This is a genomic window from Paenibacillus sp. FW101-FHT12H11 (assembly GCF_058790355.1).
Genome location: NZ_JBYTCO010000003.1, coordinates 515475 through 537015 on the forward strand (window position 1 = coordinate 515475; position 21541 = coordinate 537015).

The window sequence follows — 21541 nt, forward strand, 5'->3', positions numbered from 1 at the left end:
CGGTGAAGCAAGTGTGAATAAAAAGAAACAGCAGACCGAGCTAACAAAGAAGAAGATAGCTGACGCGGCAAGAGCTTTATTTGCCCAAAAGGGCTATAAAGCAACCGCTATTGAAGACATTGTAAAAGCAGTCGGGTGCAGTGCAGGTAACATATATTATCATTTCAAGAACAAGGAAGGGCTTTTTTTATACTTGCTTGAGGAATGGAACAGGGAATGGGATAGTAATTGGTTGGTTAAAGAGAAGTTGTACCTGACGACAACCGATAAATTATACGGCATGGTCGAATATTTGGCGCTTGATCAACTGAGTCATCCGTTGACGAGGGCAGCTGACGAGTTTTTTAATAATGCGGAGAAAGCTCCGGATGTGGAGGAGCGAATAAACGTAATGGTTAAAGGGTACATTGACTTTAATCGGGAATTGCTTCAAAAGGGAATCGATAACCATGAATTCGAAATTTCGAATGTCTCCGGGCACGCGATTATTTTGGACAGCTTGTTGCTCGGTTTAAGTCAGCATTGCCGGAGAATGGAACGAGTGGAAGCGCTAGCGACCTATCGGTTGGCTGTGGATGTGTTTCTGCAGGGCATTGCCAAGCCCATCCGCTAGCTTTTTTTTGCAATAATACTGAATATATATTCAGTGTTTTTCGAGATTGGGAGGAATTTAAATGACATTATTGACAAGACATCAAGGAGCCTTATTAGTACTTATGCTTAATCTTTTTCTAGTCTTTTCGGGAATAGGGCTTGTTATCCCTATTATGCCTAAATTTATGGATAGTCTAGGGATCACCGGAGGAGTTATCGGGTTGTTGATTGCTTCGTTTTCGCTGACGCAGTTTCTTTGTTCGCCATTGGCCGGCCGTTTGGCTGATTCATTTGGCAGGAAAAAGATGATCGTCATCGGCATGATTGTGTTCGCCGTCTCTGAGGGCATATTTGGATTAGCCAGTTCGCCTGCCCTGTTATTTGTTTCAAGGATGCTAGGCGGTATCAGTGCAGCTATGATTATGCCGGCCGTTATGGCTTACGCAGCGGATATCACGACTCCGGAAGAGCGAGCGGCAGGAATGGGGTATATTACAGCCTCGATTACGACGGGTTTTATTATTGGACCCGGTATAGGCGGTTATATCGCTGAATTTGGAATTCGCGTACCTTTTTACTCCGCGGCGGCTGCGGGACTTTTCGCGGCGTGCATCACCATGTTTATTTTACGGGAGTCGCTTCCTGCAAAAGAGAAGAGATCAGATACGCCACCTAGCGCGGCAGTTGAACGAAAAGGGCTTTTATCACAAATGAAGAATGCTTACAAAGAGCCCTACTTTTTAAGTTTAATCATCGTTTTTGTAATGTCTTTTGGACTTGCTAATTACGAAACGATTTATGGACTTTTTGTGGATCGAAAATTTGGTTTTCAGCCCAAGGATATCGCCTTTATCATAACGTTCGGTTCCATAGCTGGCGCCGTCATTCAAGTCACTGCCTTTAGTTGGATATTGAATCGTTTGGGGGAGCAACGCGTTATTTCTCTTTGTCTTTTCTTTGCAGGTTTGTTTATCCTGCTGACGCTTTTCGTTCACCAATTCTGGATGATTTTTGCTGTTACCTTTGTTGTATTTTTGGCGATCGATGTCTTACGCCCCGCAATCAGTACCCAATTGTCCATGGTGGCTGAGGATCAGCAAGGATATGTTGCTGGCTTGAACTCCGCTTTTACCAGTCTTGGTAACATTGTTGGGCCTATTGCAGCTGGTTTTTTATTAGACTTGAATGTCAATTATCCATATACGCTGGCGAGCTTGGTCTTGTTAATTTGTTGCGTTTTATCGGTTGCAGCCAAAAAACGCAGCTTGCAGGGGGCCTAAGAATCTTTTTGGTGAGGAACGCGTGTGACGAGAAAAAAGGATGAACAGAGCTCCGCGAGTTAGCGGGCTCTGTTTTTTCTTACAATGGTATTTTCAGCTCGGAGGCTATTTCTGTGATATACCCCGCAGCTTGCCGATAGGCTTCGTTACTTGAGAGATGCTCAATAATGAGCGTAGTATCGGGATGAAGTTTGTTTAGTTCTGTGAGGAATGTCCGGTAATCAAGATAGCCCTGACCAGGGATAACCTCATCCAAATGGACGGTTAATTTGCCACTGAGAAGAATATCCTTGGCATGGCAGTTTCGAATATAGGGTCCAAGCTTCGCAAAAAAATCTCGAATCATGTCACCATTACGATAATAAGTACGCGGATTCGTGACGATATTCACAGGATCGAAATGAACTCCGAAGCCTTTACGGTCAATAGCCTGAACGAGAGAAAGGTAAGAATCTGCGGAATCCGGGAAAATCCAAGGCATCATCTCAAGCGCAAAAACAGTACGCTCAGGCTTGACAGCGTCTATAATTTCGCGGGTTGTTTCCACAATCAGCTCGAAAGTGTCCTCACTAAAATTCTCGGGATCCGGCCCGTCCCATTGCTCTCCTCGGGATCCGGCTATATTCACGCAGCATTGCGCGCCGATCCGTTCTGCCAACTCCAGCCTTCTAATGCAATAGGCAATAGCTTTCCGTCTTGTTTCCTCATTGCGACTGATTGGATTGCTCCAGGCGCCGACTTCGGAGATGAGGATGTCATACCGTTTGGCCAAGGTCAGATAATCCTCAAGCTCACGGAGATCCTCCTCACCACTAATCGGGCAAGTTGTTGCGCGAAAGCCAGCTTCTTTAAGGGCAAGCGCCCAATTCTCCGGGTTTTTCTCATTCAGAAATACTTGACCGCCAAGACGCATCGGAACCCCACCTTTTGTAAATTGATATTAAAAAATATTGACAACGATTTCTAGGCATGTGTATGATGTGCGTAAACACGCGTTCACGAAAGAGGATGAGCAACATGAAAAAAACAGAGATCAACAGCACAGAGATAGCTAAGCTTGCCGGGGTTTCCAGGAGCACGGTAAGCAGGGTCATCAACAATTATTCCAATGTACCTGCTGAAACGCGCGAGAAGGTTTTGAAAGTGATACAACAATATAATTATTTCCCGAATGTGTCTGCCCAGGTCCTTGCTGGGAAGCGGGCGCGTACGATTGGCCTGTTTCTCATTGAGCAAGGGAACGTGTCCGGCGATATGCTGACAAATATGCTGATCGTTAGTGTTATCGAACACGCTTCCGAGTACGGTTATTATGTGCTTACCCACATTATTCGTGATGCCAAGGATACGGAAATGATCAAAAACGTAAAAGAGATCTTCTTCCAACGTAGAATCGATGGAGGCATCTTTATCGGAGCAGCCATTCATGAACCGTTCATTGAAGAATTAGTCGATGAAGGTTTTGTGATCGGCATCGTTGATCAAACGCTTTCGGATCATCCGGAACCGAATCGAATCGTATCCAAATTTAATAATGACTCGGGCATGAAACAGGCCGTAGCCTATTTGGCAGGACTTGGCCATACCAAAATTGGTGTCATTAATGGGGATATGAATCGTCTATCCGGTCAGACCAAATTTGAAGGCTACAAAACAGCGATGCGCATGTGCGGCTTGCTGGTGAATCCGAACTGGGTTCTGAATGGCGACGATTTTCATGAGAGAAGCGGTTATAAAGTTATACAAAAACTAATGAGTCAAGAAACGGATCTGCCAACAGCGATCATTGCAGCGAACGATAGTGTAGCGTTTGGAGCCATTCGGGCGCTGAAAGAGCATAAGCTGCGTGTCCCTGAAGATCTATCCATGATTGGATTTGATGATCATGCTCTAAGTGAAAAACATCATCCCGCTTTGACGACGATACGTGTTGATTTTAGCGACATGTTGAAACGCATGACCTCCTGTTTAATCACAAAAATTGAACAGAAGACTACGGATATAAAAGAAATTACGGTTGATTGCAGCCTTGTGGTCAGAGAATCATGTCGAAGAATTTAAATCGTTGTTTCGTTCCCCGGTTGACTAAGCTCCCGAATTCGAATATTGCGCCATCTGCAAGCTGCGTTTGATGCCCAGCGTGCCTCTCCCATTCCGGGATCATTATCATGGATTTCAAACGCGATATGTCCTTTTGAACCAAGGAGTTCCCGGACTTTAGCTGCATCATAGCAAGGATGCTTCAGATCCGCAGTATTCATTTCTGAAATTTTCATATCGTTAATATGTACGGTGATTCGCGGGGATGCCCCTACTACACGAATTTTGAATGTATTCCAATCATTCCATTTCCATATGGACAGGAATTCCTCGCCGTTGGCTGCGTAATCAAGCAGTGCGGGTTTGTCGGGTGTAAGGGGTTCAATGGTTGTTGAGGGATCTTCCAGTCGCAGCCCTGTGGGATTTCCTTGCGCATCATATGTCGCATCAAGCGTGAAAGAAATGCCATGGAAGCCACCGATCCCATTGCCATAAATACCACCGATATTTCCCGAACGGCGGTGATCCAGAAGGATTTGGAATCCTTGAGAGCCAAGCGCTGAAGCACGGACCAAGATGCCGGTATCCGCCGGCCAATCGGGGCGCGCCTCGAAAATTAATTCAAAATCCCCGTAAAGCCCGTCGCTAAGCAGATAACCGCCATAACCGGATCCAGGCGGATCCTGCCGGCCTGTGATAGCACCGTCTTCAACGGTCCATTTTCCACATGTCTGCGCAGCTCGTTGGTATTTCTCGGTGGTAGGATCAGGGCCAGGTTCGCCGGGAGCGCGGGGAACAGGCAAGCGGGGAACGAAATGCCATCCTGTGAGCGTTTTGCCATCAAAAATGGGGATGAAATTTGCGTCGTTTTTCTCCATAATACCTCCTTGTGTTCAACAATGAGTGAAAAATTCTCTGTTTGATAATTATATCATAAACGCGTGTTTAGACAATGGCGATTATAAGAGGTGAAAGTTTTTATTTAGAAAAGTGTAGAAATTAAAGGTTGACAGCGCTTTTATCGGTTGTGTATGATGAGTCCATAGACACGTGTTCACAAAGTTAGTGGCAGATTGAAGCTTGGAAATGGCGGGTTAGAAGACTGATATTTTTTTGTGCCATAATTAACGCGCGTTCAGTCGGTTTTTGACATTTCAATGGTTAGTTACACTAAAAAATAAACGCGTGTTTACAAAGCGGAACACGTTAGAAACTGTATGCAGGTTTTGGTTACATGTTCATCAGCCTTAGCTTTATCATAGCTTACAAAGCTGTGTCATAATAACAATCCAAATACAGGAGGAATTACACGTGAAAGAGCTGAAAATCAAAAGAGTCCTACCGCACACCTTGGTGGCCCTACTGACGGTTTTTACTATTTCAGCTTGTGAAACCGCTACCACGGGGTCTGATGGACAAAGCACTAGCAATCCTTCAGAAAACATGGACGCCAATGGGAAATATCAGAAACCGGTCACCATGACCTGGGGTGTTCAAACAGCAGCAGCTTCCAAACTCCTGGACAATGAAACTTGGGAAGATAACCGTTGGAGCCGCTTGTTCAAAGATAAGCTCAATATTGATCTTCAGGTTGCTTTCACGGCCGACAGCAGTACCGATGCATATAAAAATAAACTGAATGCCATCATTGCTTCAGGCGATCTGCCGGACGTATTCAAAACGCAGGATACAAACGTTTTTCTGCAGTTGGCACAGAATGGGCAGCTGGCTGATCTCACTGAGGTGTATAACAAATATGCGACGGATTCCATTAAGGAATATCAAAAGAGATTTGCCGATTCCTTTAAGGGAGCTACGATAGACGGCAAACTTTATGCGATACCTCGAATGAACGATAACTTCCACGAAGCGCCGTTTCTGTGGATACGTGAAGACTGGCTTAAGCGAACGAATTCTCAACCGCCCAAGACCATCGAAGAACTTATTGCTCTAGCTAAGAAGTTTGCCACCGAAGATCCGGATGGAAATGGTAAGAATGGTGACACGATTGGGCTTGCCCTGAACAAGGATCTCATCAGACAAAATCATGCCAGCATTCTTGGTTTGGTTTCCGCGTTTGGCGTACCTGGGCGCGACGAAAGCATGTTTTATCGTGATCAAAATGGCAAAATGACGTTTGCCTGGATTCAGCCGAACATGAAGCCGGCGCTTGCTGCATTGGCAGATATGTATAAACAAGGACTTATCAATAAGGATTTTACTTCCAAAAGCGAATCAGCACTCGTAGAAGATATCACCAGCGGCAAGATCGGTATGGCTTTCGGCAGCAACTGGGGCACCTGGTATCCTTACAATAATGTCTATAAAAAAGATGGTGTCATCGTACGTCCCTACCCAATCCCCACACAGTCCGGCTACGATTACAAGATTGGTATCGAGAGTAATGCTGTAGGCCAGATGACGATGGTAAGGAAAGATTACAAAAACCCCGAAGCCGTCATTAAAATGCTAAATCTGTACGATGAGACCGTTAATTATTCAACTAAGGATGTCTACGATAAATATTGGGCTAATGAGCAATATCGCTTATCGCCAATTTACATCGATCAACCGGGTGAGGTTTACGCAGCAGATTTGCTGAAAGCTATGGATAAAGGCTCGTCCGAAGGCCTTCCTCCTGCCGCAAAGCCCTTATATGACTATATTGCCGGCTTTGAAAATGGAACTCTTGCCAAAGATGACAATGCCTTCGGTACTTGGGGTCAAATGTCCAAGTCAGGCTCTTTACCCATCGTTTTGAACAAATATATCCCCGACAAGGCCATCGTCCAGAGTATCCTGGGCATTCAAAGGCCCGACGTATGGTTAACGAACGTTGCTTCCTTGGACACCCTGACCATCACGACCTTTACGGATATCATAACAGGAGCTAAGCCTGTCGATTATTTCGATACCTTTGTACAGCAGTGGTTGAAGGCAGGCGGTCAAAAATCACTTGACGAACTGGATAAAATGTACCCGGCCAAATAAAGGTTTAGATGGCAGTGGTGGGTGATATCTCACAGTAAATCATTGACAGGTGGTGAAGTGGTGTTTGCGAGTCTGAAACGAAAAGACAAGATGCTAAGAGAACTACCGTTATATCTCATGCTGCTCCCCGCTGTCGTTCTGGTTGCAATCTTCAGCTATGGTTCTATGGCCGGCGTAATCATCGCTTTTCAGAAATTTATTCCGGCGAAAGGGATGTTCGGGAACCAACAATGGGTAGGCTTTCAAAATTTCGTTACGTTGTTTTCTATGCCGAATATAGGGTTGGTCATTCGCAATACGGTTGTAATCGCCTTATGCAAAATGATTGCAGGCGTTGTTGTTCCAGTGGGGTTCGCCTTGCTGCTCAACGAAGTCAGGAATCAATTAACCAAACGTATTTTTCAGACGCTGGTGTATTTACCGCACTTTTTGTCCTGGGTTATCTTATCGGGAATTTTATTAAATCTTTTGTCACCGAACGAGGGTTTTGTCAATATCCTTCTATCCAAGCTTGGTATTGAACCTATCTTTTTCCTGGGTAACCCGAATGTGTTTCCAGCAACAATGGTCATCAGCGATATTTGGAAAACTTTTGGATTCGGATCGGTTATTTATCTGGCTGCTCTCACAGGCATAGATCCTGCACTATACGAAGCCGCAGTCATTGATGGCGCAAACCGTTGGCAGCAGACCAGGCATATTACCCTGCCCGGCATCTCATCGATGGTCGTACTGATGACCGTGTTGGGTCTTGCCAATATTCTCAATGGCGGTTTCGATCAAATCTATAATATGTACAGTCCCGTGGTCTACTCTACCGGCGATATTTTGGATACCTTCGTGTTCCGTCTAGGCATTGAACAGGCGCAATATGCGCTCTCCACTGCGGCTGGCCTGTTTAAATCGTGTGTATCGCTAATTTTTATCGTCGTATCTTATTACTTGGCGGACAAATTAACCGGATATAGAGTCTTTTAACGGAAAGGAGAGATGACCATGGGAATAAAGGCTTCCCTATCACGCAAAATATTCCTAGTGAGCAATGCCATATTCCTGCTGCTTGTTGCACTTTTATGCATTGCGCCTTTTATCAACCTGTTGGCCGTATCATTCTCGGATAAAGTAGCCGTAGCGGCAGGGGAGGTTACTTTTTTCCCAGTGGGATTTACAACGATCTCTTACCAATTTATTACGAATACATCGAAGTTCTTCATGTCGCTGCTGGTTTCTATTAAACGAACGGCCATCGGCGTTCCGCTCAATTTATTATTGATCATTCTGACCGCCTATCCTCTCTCGAAATCAAAAGAAGATTTTGGTGCGCGGAGTATTTTCTCATGGTTTTTCGTTGTGACGATTCTCTTTAACGCCGGATTAATTCCTACCTATATGGTCGTGAAAAGCACCGGATTAATGAATACGATCTGGGCGCTTGTTTTGCCAGGAGCACTTCCCGTGTTCAGCATGCTCGTTGTCATGAATTATATGCGCAGTCTGCCAAAGGAATTGCTGGAGGCAGCGTATATGGATGGTGCGAGTCATGTGCAGACACTAATCCGTGTGGTTTTGCCGGTCTCCATACCCACACTTGCGACAGTAACGCTTTTTTCATTCGTAGATCACTGGAACAGCTGGTTTGACGGCATGATTTATATGAACAAAATTCAAAACTATCCCTTACAAACCTATTTGCAAACGGTTGTCGTGAATCCGGAGGAATTTATTCGGAACAACACGGATCTTAGCGGCAACTTATCCAAATATTTGTCCATGGTCAGTGCCCGAACGACGGGAGCTGCACAAATGTTCTTGGCCATGATTCCGATTTTATGCATTTATCCTTTCTTGCAAAAGTATTTTACAACCGGGCTCGTAATGGGCAGTGTGAAGGAATAGGCCGAAGAAGCGAAAATAAAAATTGGAAGGTGAAATTATGAAAAATAACATTAGTTTCGATGGCTTTATTCAAATCGCGATTGTCGTAAATGATATCCAGAAAGCTGCTGAGGCATGGGCAAATCTATTAAATTTTCCTGTGCCGGAAATTCGTTATCTGCCTCCTGCACATAACCCCGATTTGACTTATCGTGGCAAACCCGCCTACTACGGCCTGAAGCTAGCGAATATACGAGTTGGCAATTTTGTTATTGAATTGCACGAACCTGATGAGAAGGACAGCACTTTCAGGGAGTTTCTTGATCAACATGGCAACGGGGTACATCATCTAGGCTTCCAGGTAGGCGAGAAACGTGATGCCATCATCGGCGAGTTGGAGGAGATGGGTTATGCCATGCGGACGATTGGTTATTACCCTGGCAGCAGCTGGACAATTGTCGACGCTGAGGATGATTTGGGCGTTAATTTAAACATCAAACCCCGAGCTTAGCAGGGGCAAAAGGAGGAGCATGCATGAATATCGTCATTACCGGTGCCAATCGTGGTCTTGGGTATGAATTGGCACTCGCTGCCGTAGAGAGAGGGCACAAGGTCATAGCGGGAAATCGTTCACCGCAGGAAGATGTGAAATTGTTGGAACTGGTCAGCCGTTTCCCCGGCCAAGTTAAGCCTGTTCAGCTCGATGTATGCGACGAAAAATCGATTGCCCGGTTAGCGGAAACGTTACGTGAAGATCAACAAACGGTTGATGCCGTTATAAACAACGCGGGAATTTTGCTCGGAAGAGGTGTTGCTCTAGAAGAATTGCCTATCGAGGATGTGGTTCGTTCCTTCGAAGTTAATTTGTTTGGCCCAATGATGCTCATCAAACATATGCTTCCTCTCATGGAGGAAGGCAGCTCGCGAGCCATTCTTAACATTTCGTCCGAAGCAGGCAGTATGTCCAACGCTTACGGGGGAGATTTTCCTTATGCCATTTCCAAGACGGCGATCAACATGTTCTCTAAACAGCTTAAAAGGTATGTAAAAAACAGAGGAATCCGTGTGTACGCCATTCACCCTGGCTGGATTAAGACAGACATGGGCGGCGAGAAAGCTCCCGGAGATCCTGTCGAAAGTGCTAATGGCATCATCGATATCCTCGAAATGAAAAAAGTGATTGATCCGGAAACCTTTTTTGTCAATTACAAAGGAGAACCGATGCCTATTTAATCGTTAGGCGAATTGAAAACGAAGGAGATTCGCGATGAATACGTTAAAGGAACCACGGAAGGTAGAAAAAAGAAACGTAATCAGTATGTTGGAAACAGTCGATGTGATGACTGGCGAACGGACCATCTTGGCTGAATTTGATTTTCTAATTGAAGCACCCAATTGGACGAGTGACGGCGACCACCTTGTGTATAATAGCTTAGGCCGTCTTTATAAGTTTCACATCTTGACAAGGGACAGCACAGCCATAGAATCCGGTTACGCTATTCAATGCAATAACGACCATGTGCTCTCACCGGATAACGCTTTTGTTGCGGTAAGCCATCACACTCACGAGGACGGTCTATCTCGCATCTATACGTTCCCTTTGCAGGGTGGCGATCCGACACTCATTACGCCGATAGCGCCAAGCTATTTGCACGGATGGTCACCGGATGGAAGCACATTAGCTTATTGTGCGGAGCGGAATGGCGAATACGACATCTACACCATTCCTGTGAATGGGGGCATAGAAACACAATTAACGTTTACAACGGGGTTAAATGACGGTCCTGAATATTCGCCTGACGGTCAACATATCTGGTTCAACTCGGTACGAACAGGTCTTATGCAAGTATGGCGAATGAATGCCGACGGCAGTGAACAGACCCAAATGACGGTTGATGAGAGCAATAATTGGTTTCCGCATGTATCTCCGGATGGAGAACTGGTGGCTTATATCACTTATCGCAAAGGCGATGTCGCTCCCGGGGACCATCCCGCTAACAAAGATGTAGAAATTCGTGTGATGTCCAGCACTGGAGGCAGTTATCGAACCGTTGTCGAGCTTTTTGGAGGACAGGGAACTCTTAACGTCAATTCCTGGTCGCCTGACAGCAGGCATTTGGCTTTTGTTAGTTATCGTATACAACCTTCTTAAAGTAAAGGAGAAAAACGATGGAACAGACGATTCTGGGTACAACTTTGGTTTGTCAGATTGCTATGATCGTACGTGATGTGGAAAAGGCGACCCATCGCTTTGCCGAGCTTTTAGGAGTCCCGGCTCCCACGATCATCATGGCTAATGAAGATGGCAGCGACACCGTCAGCTACATGGGGAAACCTACCCAAGGGCGAGTGCGACTTTCATTTTTTCATATGGAGAATGTCGTCATAGAATTCATTGAACCTACAGACGATCCTTCAACTTGGAAGGAATTCCTTGAAACAAAAGGTCCGGGAGTCCATCACATCGCATTTAAGGCAAAAAATAAAATGTTGGAAACAGCTGCCAAACTGGAGGAATTCGGGTTCCCTCTTATTCAAAATGGCAATAAATATGCTTATGTAGAAAGTACCGACGATTTGGGCGTCATTCTTGAACTTCTTGATATTGATTAAATGTACATTTCATGCCAGGACTAAGCGTTAACACCGTTCTAGTAGAACAGTGTTAGCGCTTTTTTAATTTCGTTATTCGACTCAGCAGAAAGGATAATGGCTAAATATGTCGAAATTTATATTACATAGCCATGATACTTGCAGCACCTTTTTTCTGTTTCAATCTCAGATATAAGGAGATTTGTATGAGTGTACTGTCCATGTTGAAATTTCGAGTGTACAAGCGGGGGTTGGGTGGCAATTATTTTCGGAAAAGCCTGATTTTTGTATTGATCGTAACTAGTTTCCCTACTGCAATTATTGGAATCAGCACTTACCTAATTGGTATTAATCAAGTGGAAAAAGAAGTATACCAAAAAAATAAGTACCAGCTGGAGCAAGTGTTCAAACGGTTCGATGAGCAGTTCTCGCAGCTTGAGATGACGGTGGACAAAGGGGCAGCTAATTCCATTTTTGATGAAAAGATTAGGCATGCTAATTTCATAGAAGAGTTTCAGGTCATGCAGGACATTTACAGATGGTTAGCTGTGACCCAAAGCTCGGATCCCATGATCATGAGGATTGATTTATTTTTAGACAATCAGCAGATGTTAGCTTCTAATGATCGAGGAGCCATTTGGCTCAAAGATGATTCGAACAAGTCAGCCTATGATTCGGTCCTGAAATCGGAGGACTTGATGTACTGGAGTGACGCAGAAAACTTTTATCCAAGCGATTCTTCGTCATTGTTTCCTTTAGTCCTGGTACACAAGCTTCCGTTCATAAGTACGAGGCCATATGGCGCTCTTTTCGTCTATTTGGACAAAAACATGATTGATAAAGAAATTACCCAATTGAATCCATATGAGAATGGGATTTCTTTTATTATGAAGCCGAATGGCGATTGGATCACATCGGGCAAAGAGACGGACGCCTCCAAGCAACCCTTAAAAAATGTAATTAGAAGCAAAGTATTAAAGGATGTTGCGGATCAGGAGTCTTTCACTGTGAAGTGGGAAGGCGAGGAGTACTCCGTTGCTTCTGCCACATTCTCCCGCTCCGGATGGAGATATGTGATTGCCACGCCAATTTCGCAAGTGATGCAACCGATTACATTAACTTCTAAGCTTATGTTAGGTGTAAGTTTTTTGGGGATTGTCATGGCCGCTTTATTGTCTTGGTTTGCTTCTCAACGCATGTATCGGCCGATTAAGCGTTTGGTCCAAATGTTTGGCGGGGGAATAAGCAACAAAATACCGGAAGAAGAAGATCGTTCGGACGAAATCAAGTTCATAGAAGACAAATGGCTTAATATTACGCGCAAAAGTGAGTTGTTTCAATCTTTATTGGAAGAGAATCGATACAGCATAAAAAAAGGCTTCTTGCTGCAATTGATACAGGATCAGCTCTACTTTTTCTCTGAGAAAGAGCTGCGGGAGCGTTTGCAGCGGCACGGTTGGGATACCGAAAATAAGAAGTTTACGCTGCTTCTCATTCAATTATCTCCCTTTTCTGAAACAAGCAAAAGATTTGTGGAAGGGGACGAGCAGCTTGTCACTTTCGCGGCTGCCAATATTATTGAAGAGCTTTCCATGGATAAAGCCAATATGGAGGTGATCAATCTCCATAACTTATCCGTTTCTTTACTCGTTTCTTTTGAGCATGATAAGCCAAGAGAACAAATAAAAAGCGAGCTCTATAAAATCTCCAATGAATTAATCAGCATGATTACCAAATTATTAGGCGTACATGTAGCCGTAGGGATCAGCAGGCCAACCAGCGATCTCAAGAATTTGCCCAAAGCATTGGATGAGGTCAAGAAATGTCTGCATTTTCGGGAAATTGGGGAGCACGGGCAAATTCTTAGTACAGATGATTTGATTCCATATGTGAAAGAAAATCCGGACTATCCGTTCCAAATTGAGAAAGAATTGATTCATGCCCTGCAAATGAGGGCAGAGGAAGAAACGATTCAGCTCTTGCATGAATTCCATCTGGTATTAAAACATAATGCAGGGAAGGCATTTCAGATCCAACAATTTACGGCTCAGCTGCTGAGCAGCGTTTTACGGGCAATGATACAGCTTGACGTAGCCCATGCCAGCGCCAGCCAGGGAATCAATTTGTATGAACAGCTGTTCAAACTAAAGGAAATTGATGAGATTAATAAGTGGTTCAAAAATACGGTGATTCTGCCTTTTCTCAAAGCCTTATCCGAAAAGCAAGGGATCGAAATGAAACAAACGATTCATAAGGTAAAGGAAATGATTGCTCAGGAATATATGAATGATATCTCGTTGGAATATTTATCGGACAAAATTGGCATCCTGCCGAAGCGATTAAGCGCCGTTTTTGCGGAAGTCACCAAACAAAATTTTATTGATTACCTGACTGAAGTTCGCATTGAGAAATCTAAGGAGCTGCTAAGAAACACGGATTTAAAGGTCACTGAAATTGCCGGGAGAGTGGGCTACCAGCCTTCCTATTTTAACAAGTTGTTTAAGAAATCAGAAGGTGTCACACCTGGTGAATATAGAGAAGCAGGATTAGGGCTATAATGCGAGAGCATGTAGTCTTTTTTTTATGAAAATGGCCTTGAAATGGGCTTGAAACGGGCTTTTAGGAAAAAGTATTATCCCGGTAAATGGTTTCAGGAAAATGTTGAATTGTGATAAATAGGGCGCTCATGTACATTCAGAGCATGAAATATGGAAACAGAAGAAAGGTGGTAAGGCATGCAAAAAACTTGGCTAGAAGTTGGGAAGGTAAACAAACAAACAGCAGGAAAAACGAAATTTCAGCTTGCTGTAAAAGACATTCTAAGGGATCGATATTTGTATCTCTTAGCGGTGCCTGGCATTCTTTATTTTCTTATTTTCAAGTATGTACCGATGGGTGGCATTCTGATTGCGTTTCAGGATTACTCGCCCTATCAAGGGTTTTTACACAGCAAATGGGTAGGATTTGAGAACTTTGAACGTTTTTTCCTTGGCAGCGAATTTTGGAATCTGTTTAGAAATACGATGATGATTAGTCTCCTTAATCTAGTGTTTTTCTTTCCAGTACCGATTATCGTGTCTCTACTATTAAACGAAGTTCACAATATGAAATTTAAAACAACGATTCAAAGCATCGTATATTTACCGCATTTTTTTTCTTGGGTCATTATAGCAGGCATGACCTTCCTATTATTTTCACGTACTGGAGGGGTCATCAATAATGTCGTTGCCATGATGGGCTTCGAGAAAATCGATTTTCTGACGAATCCCAATTATTTCTGGATCATGCTTACGTTACAGTCAATATGGAAAGAAGCGGGATGGGGAACAGTTATCTTCCTGGCGGCAATTGCCGGCACAGATCCGGCTCTTTACGAAGCATCCAAGATGGACGGTGCGAATCGACTGCATCAGATGTGGTATGTCACCTTGCCTTCAATTCGGAATGTGGTCATTACCTTACTGATATTAAGGCTTGGTCAAGTCATGGACGTCGGTTTTGAACAAGTATATTTGATGACCAGCAGCGCGGTTTCCAGTGTATCGGATGTCTTTGAAACCTATGTTTTCCGCATGGGGGTCAAGAATGGGCAGTTTAGTTTTACAACGGCGGTAGGGCTATTTAAATCCGTTGTGGCCTTGATCCTGGTCGTATCGACCAACTGGCTGGCCAAAAAATTTGGGGAAGATGGCTTATATTGAGGAGGCTGGACAATGACAAGAAATGTGAAGGGATTGACTTTTGATCTCTTGGTTACGATCATCCTTATTTTTGCTGGGATCGTTACGATAATACCCTTTATTTATATCGTAATTGTCTCCTTTGCTACGCCTTCCGAGTACATCCAGAAAGCGGGTGCGTTCATTTTGCCATCGGAATGGACACTCGTTAATTATAAATATTTGTTATCTACTGGCGCATTTATTCGGGCCGGGGGCAATAGTGCCTTTCTCGCTATTGTGGGAACAGTCTTAAGCCTTGCGGTTACATCAAGTTTTGCTTATTCCTTGTCCAGAAAACGCTTGAGGGGTAGAAAAGTACTGCTGCTGCTTGTGCTGATCTCAATTTTGTTTAATCCTGGCATTATTCCACCGTATCTGGTTGTCAAAAGCCTTGGGCTTATTAATAGTATTTGGTCGCTGATCATTCCGGCTTTAACGAGTGGATGGTACATCTTTCTGATGAAAAGTTTCTACGACAGTATACCCGTGAGCTTGGAAGAGGCAGCTAGCATCGACGGCAGCAATGATTTGGGCATTTGGCTAAAAGTCATCTTGCCTTTATCCCTTCCCTCTTTGGCGGCTTTCGGACTCTTCTATGCGGTTAGTTATTGGAATGTCTTTTTCCACGCTATTTTATACATTAATGACTTTGACAAGTGGCCGCTTCAAGTCTTGCTGCAGAATATGCTGATTGACTCGTCTACGAGCGGAGGCGACCTTGCCAGCCAAATTGCTTCTGAACAAGAAATGCCGAAAGAAACCTTAAAGATGGCAGCCGTTGTTGTTGCTACAGTACCTATTATCCTAGTATACCCATTCCTGCAGAAGCATTTCGCAAAAGGTGTTATGGTCGGTTCTGTTAAGGAATGATATATAAATTAAGAGGAGGTTTTCAAGATGGTAATGAAGAAAAGATTCATGATGAGAACGGTTACAATCATGACTGCAGCTGTATTGATGGCAACAACGGCAGCTTGCAGTTCCAAGTCGGGAACGAATGCAGGTGGTAGTGATAAGAAAGATGAGCCAACGACGATCAGTATCATGTCGACCTTCTTCTCTCAGGAGCCCCCGGGTGAAGATAATTTGATTGTAAAAGAGATCGAGAAACGTACGAACACGAAGCTTAAAATCACGTGGGTATCGCCGAATAACTACGCTGACAAGTTAAATGTAACGTTGGCATCAGGTGACTTGCCGGAATTGATTCTTGCTGATTATCCTCAAAGATATCCGTTGGTGAAAAGCATGGCTCAGCAGGGAGCATTCTGGGATTTAACAAATCTATATAAAAATTATCCCAATCTCGCTAAGTTCCCGGAACTTACTTGGAAGAACCTCGCATTCGGCGATGGTAAAAACTATGGAATTCCACGTGTAAGACCTGTTTATGGGCAGACGGGACTAAATATCCGTAAAGATTGGCTGGATAAGTTGGGCTTGAAAGAGCCGACTACGACAGATGAGTTGTATGAAGTGATGAAAGCTTTTGCAACGAAAGATCCGGATGGGAACGGTAAAAATGATACGTACGGTTTCTTGGGTTATGCGGACCCGACAGGAATAGGGAAATTCAATGTCATCGAGACCGCTTTTACGAAAACCGTTGGAGATTGGAAGATGGAGAATGGCATTCTGACGCCTATCATTTTCTTGCCAGCCCAAAAAGAAGCGCTTACTTATTTGAACAAACTCTATGTTGAGAAGTTGATTCCGGAAGATTTCAGTATTTTGAAGCAGACGCAAACGCTGGATATGATGAAGGCTGGAAAAGGCGGTATTGATGCCGTACCTATGGACCAAGCTTGGGAGTCAACGGCAGAGCTCAGAAAAACGAATCCTGATGCTTATGTGAAACCACTTGTTTCATTGAACGATACATCGGTAACCGATCCAGGTTCGTTCGGCATGTTCTTGATTCCTAAAAAAGTACCTGAGGCTAAAGTGAAGAAAATTATGGAGTTTATGGACTACGGTGCATCCGATGAAGGATCCGACTTGGCGAATTATGGCTTTAAGGATGTCCATTTCACCGAGCAGGACGGATTCAAGATTCCGACGGAGCAAGCGAAGAAAGATAACGTATCCCAACAAGCGATGGGACAAATCTTTTTGAAATTTGATAAATATCAGAAAGCGTACAAGTCCGGTATCACGAAGGACTACTACGATGCTCACGCCAAAATTATTGATGAACGTGCTAAATTTGCCGTTCTTGATCCGTCTATCGGGGTGGATTCGGATGCTTGGGTGAAATACTGGCCTGAATACCAGAAAAAAATCGCCGATATGAAGGTCAAGATGATTGTCGGGAAGGAAACTTCTGCAAGCTACGACAAATTCGTTGCCGATTTAAAGGCAGATCCGAATTTTCTTAAAATTGTTCAGGAAATGAACGAATCTTACAAAAAGAAAAATGGCTAAAAATCCAGCGATCGGAGTGAATCTGTATGAAATTATCCTTCACTACACTAGGATGTCCGGAATGGCCCTTAGACAAAATAATTGCCAGCGCCACCGAATATGGTTTTGACGCAATCGACTTTAGGGGGTTAACCGGTGAAATGAACATCTATAAGCTTCCTGAGTTCTCCGTGCAGGTGCAACAAACGCTGGATAAAATCACCAAGGCCGGATTGCATGTTTCTTGCTTCTCAAGTTCCGTCCATTTATTTTCAGAGGAAAATTACGAAAAAAATCTCAAGGAGATTACCGAATTCTCAAAGCTTTGCAGCATTTTCGGAACTCGCTACATTCGTGTATTTGGCGGCAAAATCGGGGATGCCGATCGGGAAACGGCGATTCAAAAGGTCGTTAAGCATGTAAGTGAAATGGCAAAGATCGCTAAGGCATACGGTGTTAAACTTTTGATTGAAACACATGATGATTGGATTTCTTGCGTAAATATGAAACAGGTATTGGAATTGGTCGATACCGATGCAATAGGGGTCCTGTGGGATGTGCATCATCCGTATCGCATGATTGGCGAACAACCTGAAGATAGCTGGAAAGTCTTGGGACAATGGATCGAATATACGCATGTGAAAGATTCACGTACCGTGGATAACGGGGGAGAAGGCTTCCAATACTGTTTAACCGGAGAAGGTGATATCCCATTGAAAGACATTTATACGTTATTAAAACGTGAGGGATATGAGGGCTATTTTACTTTGGAATGGGAGAAAAAATGGCATCCTGAATTGGAGAATCCTGAAATTGCCTTTCCCCAGTATGTACAATATATGCGCAAATTAGCAACGGAGGTAACGAAATGAAAAAGATCAGAGTTGCTATTATTGGTCAAGGACGGAGTGGGCGTGATATACACGCCTACTCCTTGAGTCAAATGAAAGAGCAATATGAAATTGTTGCTGTAGCGGACATGTTGGAAGAAAGGCTTGAAAGAGCCAAAAAAGAGCTGAACTGTGATGTTTATCGTGATTACCATGATCTGTTCAAGAGAGATGATCTGGATTTAATTATTAATGCATCACCTAGCCATTTTCATTTTGGGATTTCAAAAGAAGTGATGGAAAACGGATTTCATGTCCTATCTGAGAAACCTCTTGCTCGATCAGTAGAGGAAGTTGATATTTTAATCGATACGGCAAAGAAAACAGGGAAATTACTTGCTATTTATCAGCAGTCCAGGTACGCACCAGCCTATCGTCAGGTGCAGGAAATTATTCAATCTGGCGTCATAGGCAGAGTGGTTCAGGTTAGTATTGGCTACAACAATTTTGCAAGACGATGGGATTGGCAGACATTACGCGCAAATGATGGCGGCAATCTCTTAAATACGGGACCGCACCCGGTAGATCAGGCTCTCCAATTTTTTGGCAGCGAGGAAATGCCGCATATCACTTCAATTATGGATCGTGCGAATACAGCCGGGGATGCCGAAGATTACGTCAAGATCATCCTACACGGCCATGGACGTCCTGTCATTGATGTGGAAATCTCCTCCTGCTGCGCATATCCGAGCTTTACTTATAATGTCCAAGGGACTAGAGGCGGGATTAATGGGAGCACCAAACATTTGGACTGGAAATATTTCAAACAAGAGGAAGCGGGAGAGCTGAAATTGGTGACCACCCCGCTGGTCAATGAAAAAAATGAGCCAGCTTATTGCCGTGAACAATTGAAGTGGTATGAAGAAAGCTGGGATGCCCCGATTGATCAGGGCAAAGATTTATTCCATACGATGGCGGAAAGCTTTTATACCATGCTATATCAAACGATTGTAAATGGGAAAGCACTTGAGGTTACACCGCAGCAAGTACGGCAACAAATTGCAGTGATGGAAGAATGCCATCGGCAAAATTCGTAAGGTTGTTAGGAGATTCCAATGAAGAACTCAGATTTTCCGTATGGCTCCGTTCTTAAGGTGCACAGAGAGTTTACGCTTGAAGATATACGAAGAAAATTGGACGATATGAAGCGTTGCGGCATGAATTTCGTTGTCATCTGGCCGGCCTTCTTCTGGTGGGAGAATAAAGCGAACGCCAATTACCCTTTTCAAACAGGGATTGACATTTTAAAGCATGCGGAACAAATCGGGATGAAAGTGATCATGGAGTTGGCAGGCCAAATTACCGCACTCGAGTATGCGCCGGATTTTTTAATGAAGGAAGACTATTACGCCAAAAAAGCAAACGGAACGGTTGATAACGACAAAATCATTTTTGATTATTTAAACTACAATCACCCGGAAGTCAAGCAGCTTGTGAAGAAGCATTATACAGCCGCAGCAGAAGCTTATAAGCATTCAACAGCCCTATACGGGTATGATATTTTGAATGAAACGATGTTTACTTCCTATGATCGGTTTACTTTACAGTTATTCCGCAGCTGGCTAGAGGAGAAATATGGCCGTATTGAACGATTGAATGAAGTATGGGACCGTTCGTATTATGACTGGAACCAAATCGAGTTCACCTACTGGCTGTGGGCAAGCGTAATGCCATTCGTCGATTGGGAGCAATTCCGGAAAGAGAACATGGGAATCATTCTGAGTGAATGGCGGGGCTATATCAAAGCAGTCGATCCTGAACGGTTGACAATCGCTGACAACATTAACTCTATGGTCTCTACGGATAATTTCTATTCGAGACCTCATGATGATTGGAACATAGCTGAGAACGTAGATGAGTATGGCATCTCGTTTTATCCCAAAGAGACATTGGAAGGAACCCCGCATTATAAACGTTGGGAAACCTTTGTCGGTGTGCACTCTGCGACACGAACAGGCCGTTTCTGGATTTCGGAGCTGCAAAGCCATCATAGGAGTATGTTTAAACCCAAAAGCGTGGTGCACCCGTACGAACTAAAATGGTGGAACTGGGAAGCGATTTCGCATGGGGCTAAGGGACTTATTTATTGGAAATGGGACCCTTTTATGAAAGGGATTCAAACGGCTGGACGAGGTTTGGTTGATGCGCAAGGAGGCTTTACGCCAAGAGCGGATGCCGCTGCTGAAATCGGCAGCATTCTTATGGAGCATCGGTCCGCTTTTACCAACTATGATCCTGAGCAGCCGCGCGTGGCTATTCTGTATGATAAGTTGACGCATGATTTTACGAAAGCTTTTACGTTAACTGTGCCTGACGAAACCAACATCTATCTTAATTCGATTGCCGGATTGTATGAGTGTTTATGGGAGCTGAACATCCCCGCGAAATTTATCACGCCGGATGATGTGAAGAATGGCAAAGCGTCTGTGTTTGGGACACTGTTCTTAACGAATCAGCTGACGATTGGTTCTGAACTTGCAGCAGCGCTCAAGCAATTCGCAGAACAAGGCGGAACCATAATTGCTGATGGTAAATTTGGAGAAATCAAGGAAGATAGCCTTATGAATGACCAGTTGCCGGGCGGGGATTTGAACGCTGATCTTGGTTATCATTTGGTCGACATTGATCCGTTAGAGCTGCAGATTTCACTTCAAGAAGGCGAGCTGTCAAGCCTGCCAGGCTATTTTGAGCGAAAAATTCTAAATGTTACTAGCCCGAATGTGGACGTCTGGGGTAGTTATTCGGATAACGCTCCCGCCATGTTGCACTCACCGATTGGCAAAGGCCATATCTTATATATTTCGACTATGTTGTGGTACGGATACCATAAAGAGCCTTCACTGCATGTGCGAAATTGGGTGCAGCATGTGGATACGTTATATTCGCTATCGCTTCATTCTATAACGGATGCCAGATTGAAATTGTGTTCCCTGAAAGGGGAAGGCGGAATGCTCTTGTTTGTATTCAATTATACAAATGAGTTGATTTCCTCCGATGTATACCTAAGCGGCATAGATACAGAATTAGAGGCTGTCTCCTGCATTTCAAACAGCTGCAAAGTTGAGAGCCATCAGGAGCTTGGACGTGTTTCTCTCGGTGTTTCAATTCCTGCCAAGGATGTTGGCATCTATAAACTTTCGTGGAGGGGATAAAA

Annotated in this window: 19 protein-coding genes; 17 read left to right on the plus strand and 2 right to left on the minus strand. The window is 44.0% G+C overall.

What is annotated here, in order from left to right; all coding sequences use genetic code 11:
- The first annotated feature begins 13 nt into the window (after positions 1 to 13).
- Both AC3WTJ_RS12455 and AC3WTJ_RS12460 read left to right on the plus strand, forming a co-directional pair.
- Entirely contained in the window at positions 14 to 613 is a 600-nt protein-coding gene (locus tag AC3WTJ_RS12455; protein ID WP_492522007.1) for a TetR/AcrR family transcriptional regulator, read from the plus strand.
- A 61-nt stretch (positions 614 to 674) separates the two neighbouring features.
- Positions 675 to 1874 carry an MFS transporter gene (locus tag AC3WTJ_RS12460; protein ID WP_492522008.1) on the plus strand — a complete coding sequence of 400 codons (1200 nt, stop codon included), beginning with the start codon at positions 675 to 677 and terminating at the stop codon, positions 1872 to 1874.
- Positions 1875 to 1953: 79 nt separating this feature from the next.
- Here AC3WTJ_RS12460 and AC3WTJ_RS12465 read toward each other — a convergent pair whose 3' ends face one another.
- On the minus strand, positions 1954 to 2787 hold the full coding sequence (locus AC3WTJ_RS12465; protein WP_492522009.1) for a sugar phosphate isomerase/epimerase family protein: 834 nt from the start codon (positions 2785 to 2787) through the stop codon (positions 1954 to 1956).
- A gap of 104 nt (positions 2788 to 2891) precedes the next feature.
- Between AC3WTJ_RS12465 and AC3WTJ_RS12470 the strand changes: the two genes are divergently transcribed.
- On the plus strand, positions 2892 to 3935 hold the full coding sequence (locus tag AC3WTJ_RS12470) for a LacI family DNA-binding transcriptional regulator (protein ID WP_492522010.1): 1044 nt from the start codon (positions 2892 to 2894) through the stop codon (positions 3933 to 3935).
- Here the strand turns inward: AC3WTJ_RS12470 and AC3WTJ_RS12475 are convergent.
- Entirely contained in the window at positions 3932 to 4792 is an 861-nt protein-coding gene (locus tag AC3WTJ_RS12475) for a 3-keto-disaccharide hydrolase (protein ID WP_492522011.1), read from the minus strand. The genes AC3WTJ_RS12470 and AC3WTJ_RS12475 overlap by 4 nt on opposite strands.
- A gap of 433 nt (positions 4793 to 5225) precedes the next feature.
- On the opposite strand from AC3WTJ_RS12475, the gene AC3WTJ_RS12480 reads away from it, so the two are divergent.
- The 14 genes from AC3WTJ_RS12480 (at position 5226) to AC3WTJ_RS12545 (ending at position 21539) form a co-directional block, all read left to right on the plus strand.
- Positions 5226 to 6905, plus strand: coding sequence for an extracellular solute-binding protein (locus tag AC3WTJ_RS12480; RefSeq protein WP_492522012.1), 1680 nt, complete (start codon positions 5226 to 5228; stop codon positions 6903 to 6905).
- A 90-nt stretch (positions 6906 to 6995) separates the two neighbouring features.
- On the plus strand, positions 6996 to 7883 hold the full coding sequence (locus AC3WTJ_RS12485; RefSeq protein WP_492522230.1) for an ABC transporter permease: 888 nt from the start codon (positions 6996 to 6998) through the stop codon (positions 7881 to 7883).
- A gap of 18 nt (positions 7884 to 7901) precedes the next feature.
- Positions 7902 to 8801: a carbohydrate ABC transporter permease gene (locus AC3WTJ_RS12490; RefSeq protein ID WP_157324923.1), complete on the plus strand. Its 900-nt coding sequence runs from the start codon at positions 7902 to 7904 to the stop codon at positions 8799 to 8801.
- A gap of 37 nt (positions 8802 to 8838) precedes the next feature.
- Complete coding sequence (locus AC3WTJ_RS12495; protein WP_492522013.1) at positions 8839 to 9291, plus strand: VOC family protein; 453 nt, start codon at positions 8839 to 8841, stop codon at positions 9289 to 9291.
- A gap of 23 nt (positions 9292 to 9314) precedes the next feature.
- Positions 9315 to 10013, plus strand: a complete 699-nt coding sequence (locus AC3WTJ_RS12500; protein WP_492522014.1) for an SDR family oxidoreductase — start codon at positions 9315 to 9317, stop codon at positions 10011 to 10013.
- Positions 10014 to 10047: 34 nt separating this feature from the next.
- The gene (locus tag AC3WTJ_RS12505) at positions 10048 to 10932 is read left to right on the plus strand and encodes a TolB family protein (RefSeq protein WP_492522015.1); all 885 of its coding nucleotides are present in this window, start codon (positions 10048 to 10050) and stop codon (positions 10930 to 10932) included.
- A gap of 17 nt (positions 10933 to 10949) precedes the next feature.
- Positions 10950 to 11393 (plus strand): VOC family protein, encoded by a 444-nt coding sequence (locus AC3WTJ_RS12510; RefSeq protein WP_127449014.1) that lies wholly within the window; start codon positions 10950 to 10952, stop codon positions 11391 to 11393.
- Positions 11394 to 11578: 185 nt separating this feature from the next.
- Positions 11579 to 13930: a helix-turn-helix domain-containing protein gene (locus AC3WTJ_RS12515; protein ID WP_492522016.1), complete on the plus strand. Its 2352-nt coding sequence runs from the start codon at positions 11579 to 11581 to the stop codon at positions 13928 to 13930.
- Between the two features lie 177 nt (positions 13931 to 14107).
- Positions 14108 to 15073 carry an ABC transporter permease gene (locus AC3WTJ_RS12520; RefSeq protein WP_492522017.1) on the plus strand — a complete coding sequence of 322 codons (966 nt, stop codon included), beginning with the start codon at positions 14108 to 14110 and terminating at the stop codon, positions 15071 to 15073.
- A gap of 12 nt (positions 15074 to 15085) precedes the next feature.
- Positions 15086 to 15964 (plus strand): carbohydrate ABC transporter permease, encoded by an 879-nt coding sequence (locus AC3WTJ_RS12525; RefSeq protein WP_492522018.1) that lies wholly within the window; start codon positions 15086 to 15088, stop codon positions 15962 to 15964.
- A 27-nt stretch (positions 15965 to 15991) separates the two neighbouring features.
- Positions 15992 to 17518 (plus strand): extracellular solute-binding protein, encoded by a 1527-nt coding sequence (locus AC3WTJ_RS12530; RefSeq protein WP_492522019.1) that lies wholly within the window; start codon positions 15992 to 15994, stop codon positions 17516 to 17518.
- A 26-nt stretch (positions 17519 to 17544) separates the two neighbouring features.
- The gene (locus AC3WTJ_RS12535; RefSeq protein WP_492522020.1) at positions 17545 to 18369 is read left to right on the plus strand and encodes a sugar phosphate isomerase/epimerase family protein; all 825 of its coding nucleotides are present in this window, start codon (positions 17545 to 17547) and stop codon (positions 18367 to 18369) included.
- On the plus strand, positions 18366 to 19424 hold the full coding sequence (locus AC3WTJ_RS12540; protein WP_492522021.1) for a Gfo/Idh/MocA family protein: 1059 nt from the start codon (positions 18366 to 18368) through the stop codon (positions 19422 to 19424). Before AC3WTJ_RS12535 ends, AC3WTJ_RS12540 begins: the two co-directional genes overlap by 4 nt.
- An 18-nt stretch (positions 19425 to 19442) precedes the next feature.
- The gene (locus tag AC3WTJ_RS12545) at positions 19443 to 21539 is read left to right on the plus strand and encodes a beta-galactosidase (RefSeq protein WP_492522022.1); all 2097 of its coding nucleotides are present in this window, start codon (positions 19443 to 19445) and stop codon (positions 21537 to 21539) included.
- Positions 21540 to 21541 lie beyond the last annotated feature (2 nt).

Bases quoted from the DNA above. Each gene is read 5' to 3' on its own strand.
- AC3WTJ_RS12460 (WP_492522008.1), top strand. From the start codon at position 675: ATGACATTATTGACAAGACATCAAGGAGCCTTATTAGTACTTATGCTT.
- AC3WTJ_RS12465 (WP_492522009.1), bottom strand. From the start codon at position 2,787: ATGCGTCTTGGCGGTCAAGTATTTCTGAATGAGAAAAACCCGGAGAAT.
- AC3WTJ_RS12470 (WP_492522010.1), top strand. From the start codon at position 2,892: ATGAAAAAAACAGAGATCAACAGCACAGAGATAGCTAAGCTTGCCGGG.
- AC3WTJ_RS12475 (WP_492522011.1), bottom strand. From the start codon at position 4,792: ATGGAGAAAAACGACGCAAATTTCATCCCCATTTTTGATGGCAAAACG.
- AC3WTJ_RS12485 (WP_492522230.1), top strand. From the start codon at position 6,996: ATGCTAAGAGAACTACCGTTATATCTCATGCTGCTCCCCGCTGTCGTT.
- AC3WTJ_RS12490 (WP_157324923.1), top strand. From the start codon at position 7,902: ATGGGAATAAAGGCTTCCCTATCACGCAAAATATTCCTAGTGAGCAAT.
- AC3WTJ_RS12495 (WP_492522013.1), top strand. From the start codon at position 8,839: ATGAAAAATAACATTAGTTTCGATGGCTTTATTCAAATCGCGATTGTC.
- AC3WTJ_RS12500 (WP_492522014.1), top strand. From the start codon at position 9,315: ATGAATATCGTCATTACCGGTGCCAATCGTGGTCTTGGGTATGAATTG.
- AC3WTJ_RS12505 (WP_492522015.1), top strand. From the start codon at position 10,048: ATGAATACGTTAAAGGAACCACGGAAGGTAGAAAAAAGAAACGTAATC.
- AC3WTJ_RS12510 (WP_127449014.1), top strand. From the start codon at position 10,950: ATGGAACAGACGATTCTGGGTACAACTTTGGTTTGTCAGATTGCTATG.
- AC3WTJ_RS12515 (WP_492522016.1), top strand. From the start codon at position 11,579: ATGAGTGTACTGTCCATGTTGAAATTTCGAGTGTACAAGCGGGGGTTG.
- AC3WTJ_RS12520 (WP_492522017.1), top strand. From the start codon at position 14,108: ATGCAAAAAACTTGGCTAGAAGTTGGGAAGGTAAACAAACAAACAGCA.
- AC3WTJ_RS12525 (WP_492522018.1), top strand. From the start codon at position 15,086: ATGACAAGAAATGTGAAGGGATTGACTTTTGATCTCTTGGTTACGATC.
- AC3WTJ_RS12530 (WP_492522019.1), top strand. From the start codon at position 15,992: ATGGTAATGAAGAAAAGATTCATGATGAGAACGGTTACAATCATGACT.
- AC3WTJ_RS12535 (WP_492522020.1), top strand. From the start codon at position 17,545: ATGAAATTATCCTTCACTACACTAGGATGTCCGGAATGGCCCTTAGAC.
- AC3WTJ_RS12540 (WP_492522021.1), top strand. From the start codon at position 18,366: ATGAAAAAGATCAGAGTTGCTATTATTGGTCAAGGACGGAGTGGGCGT.
- AC3WTJ_RS12545 (WP_492522022.1), top strand. From the start codon at position 19,443: ATGAAGAACTCAGATTTTCCGTATGGCTCCGTTCTTAAGGTGCACAGA.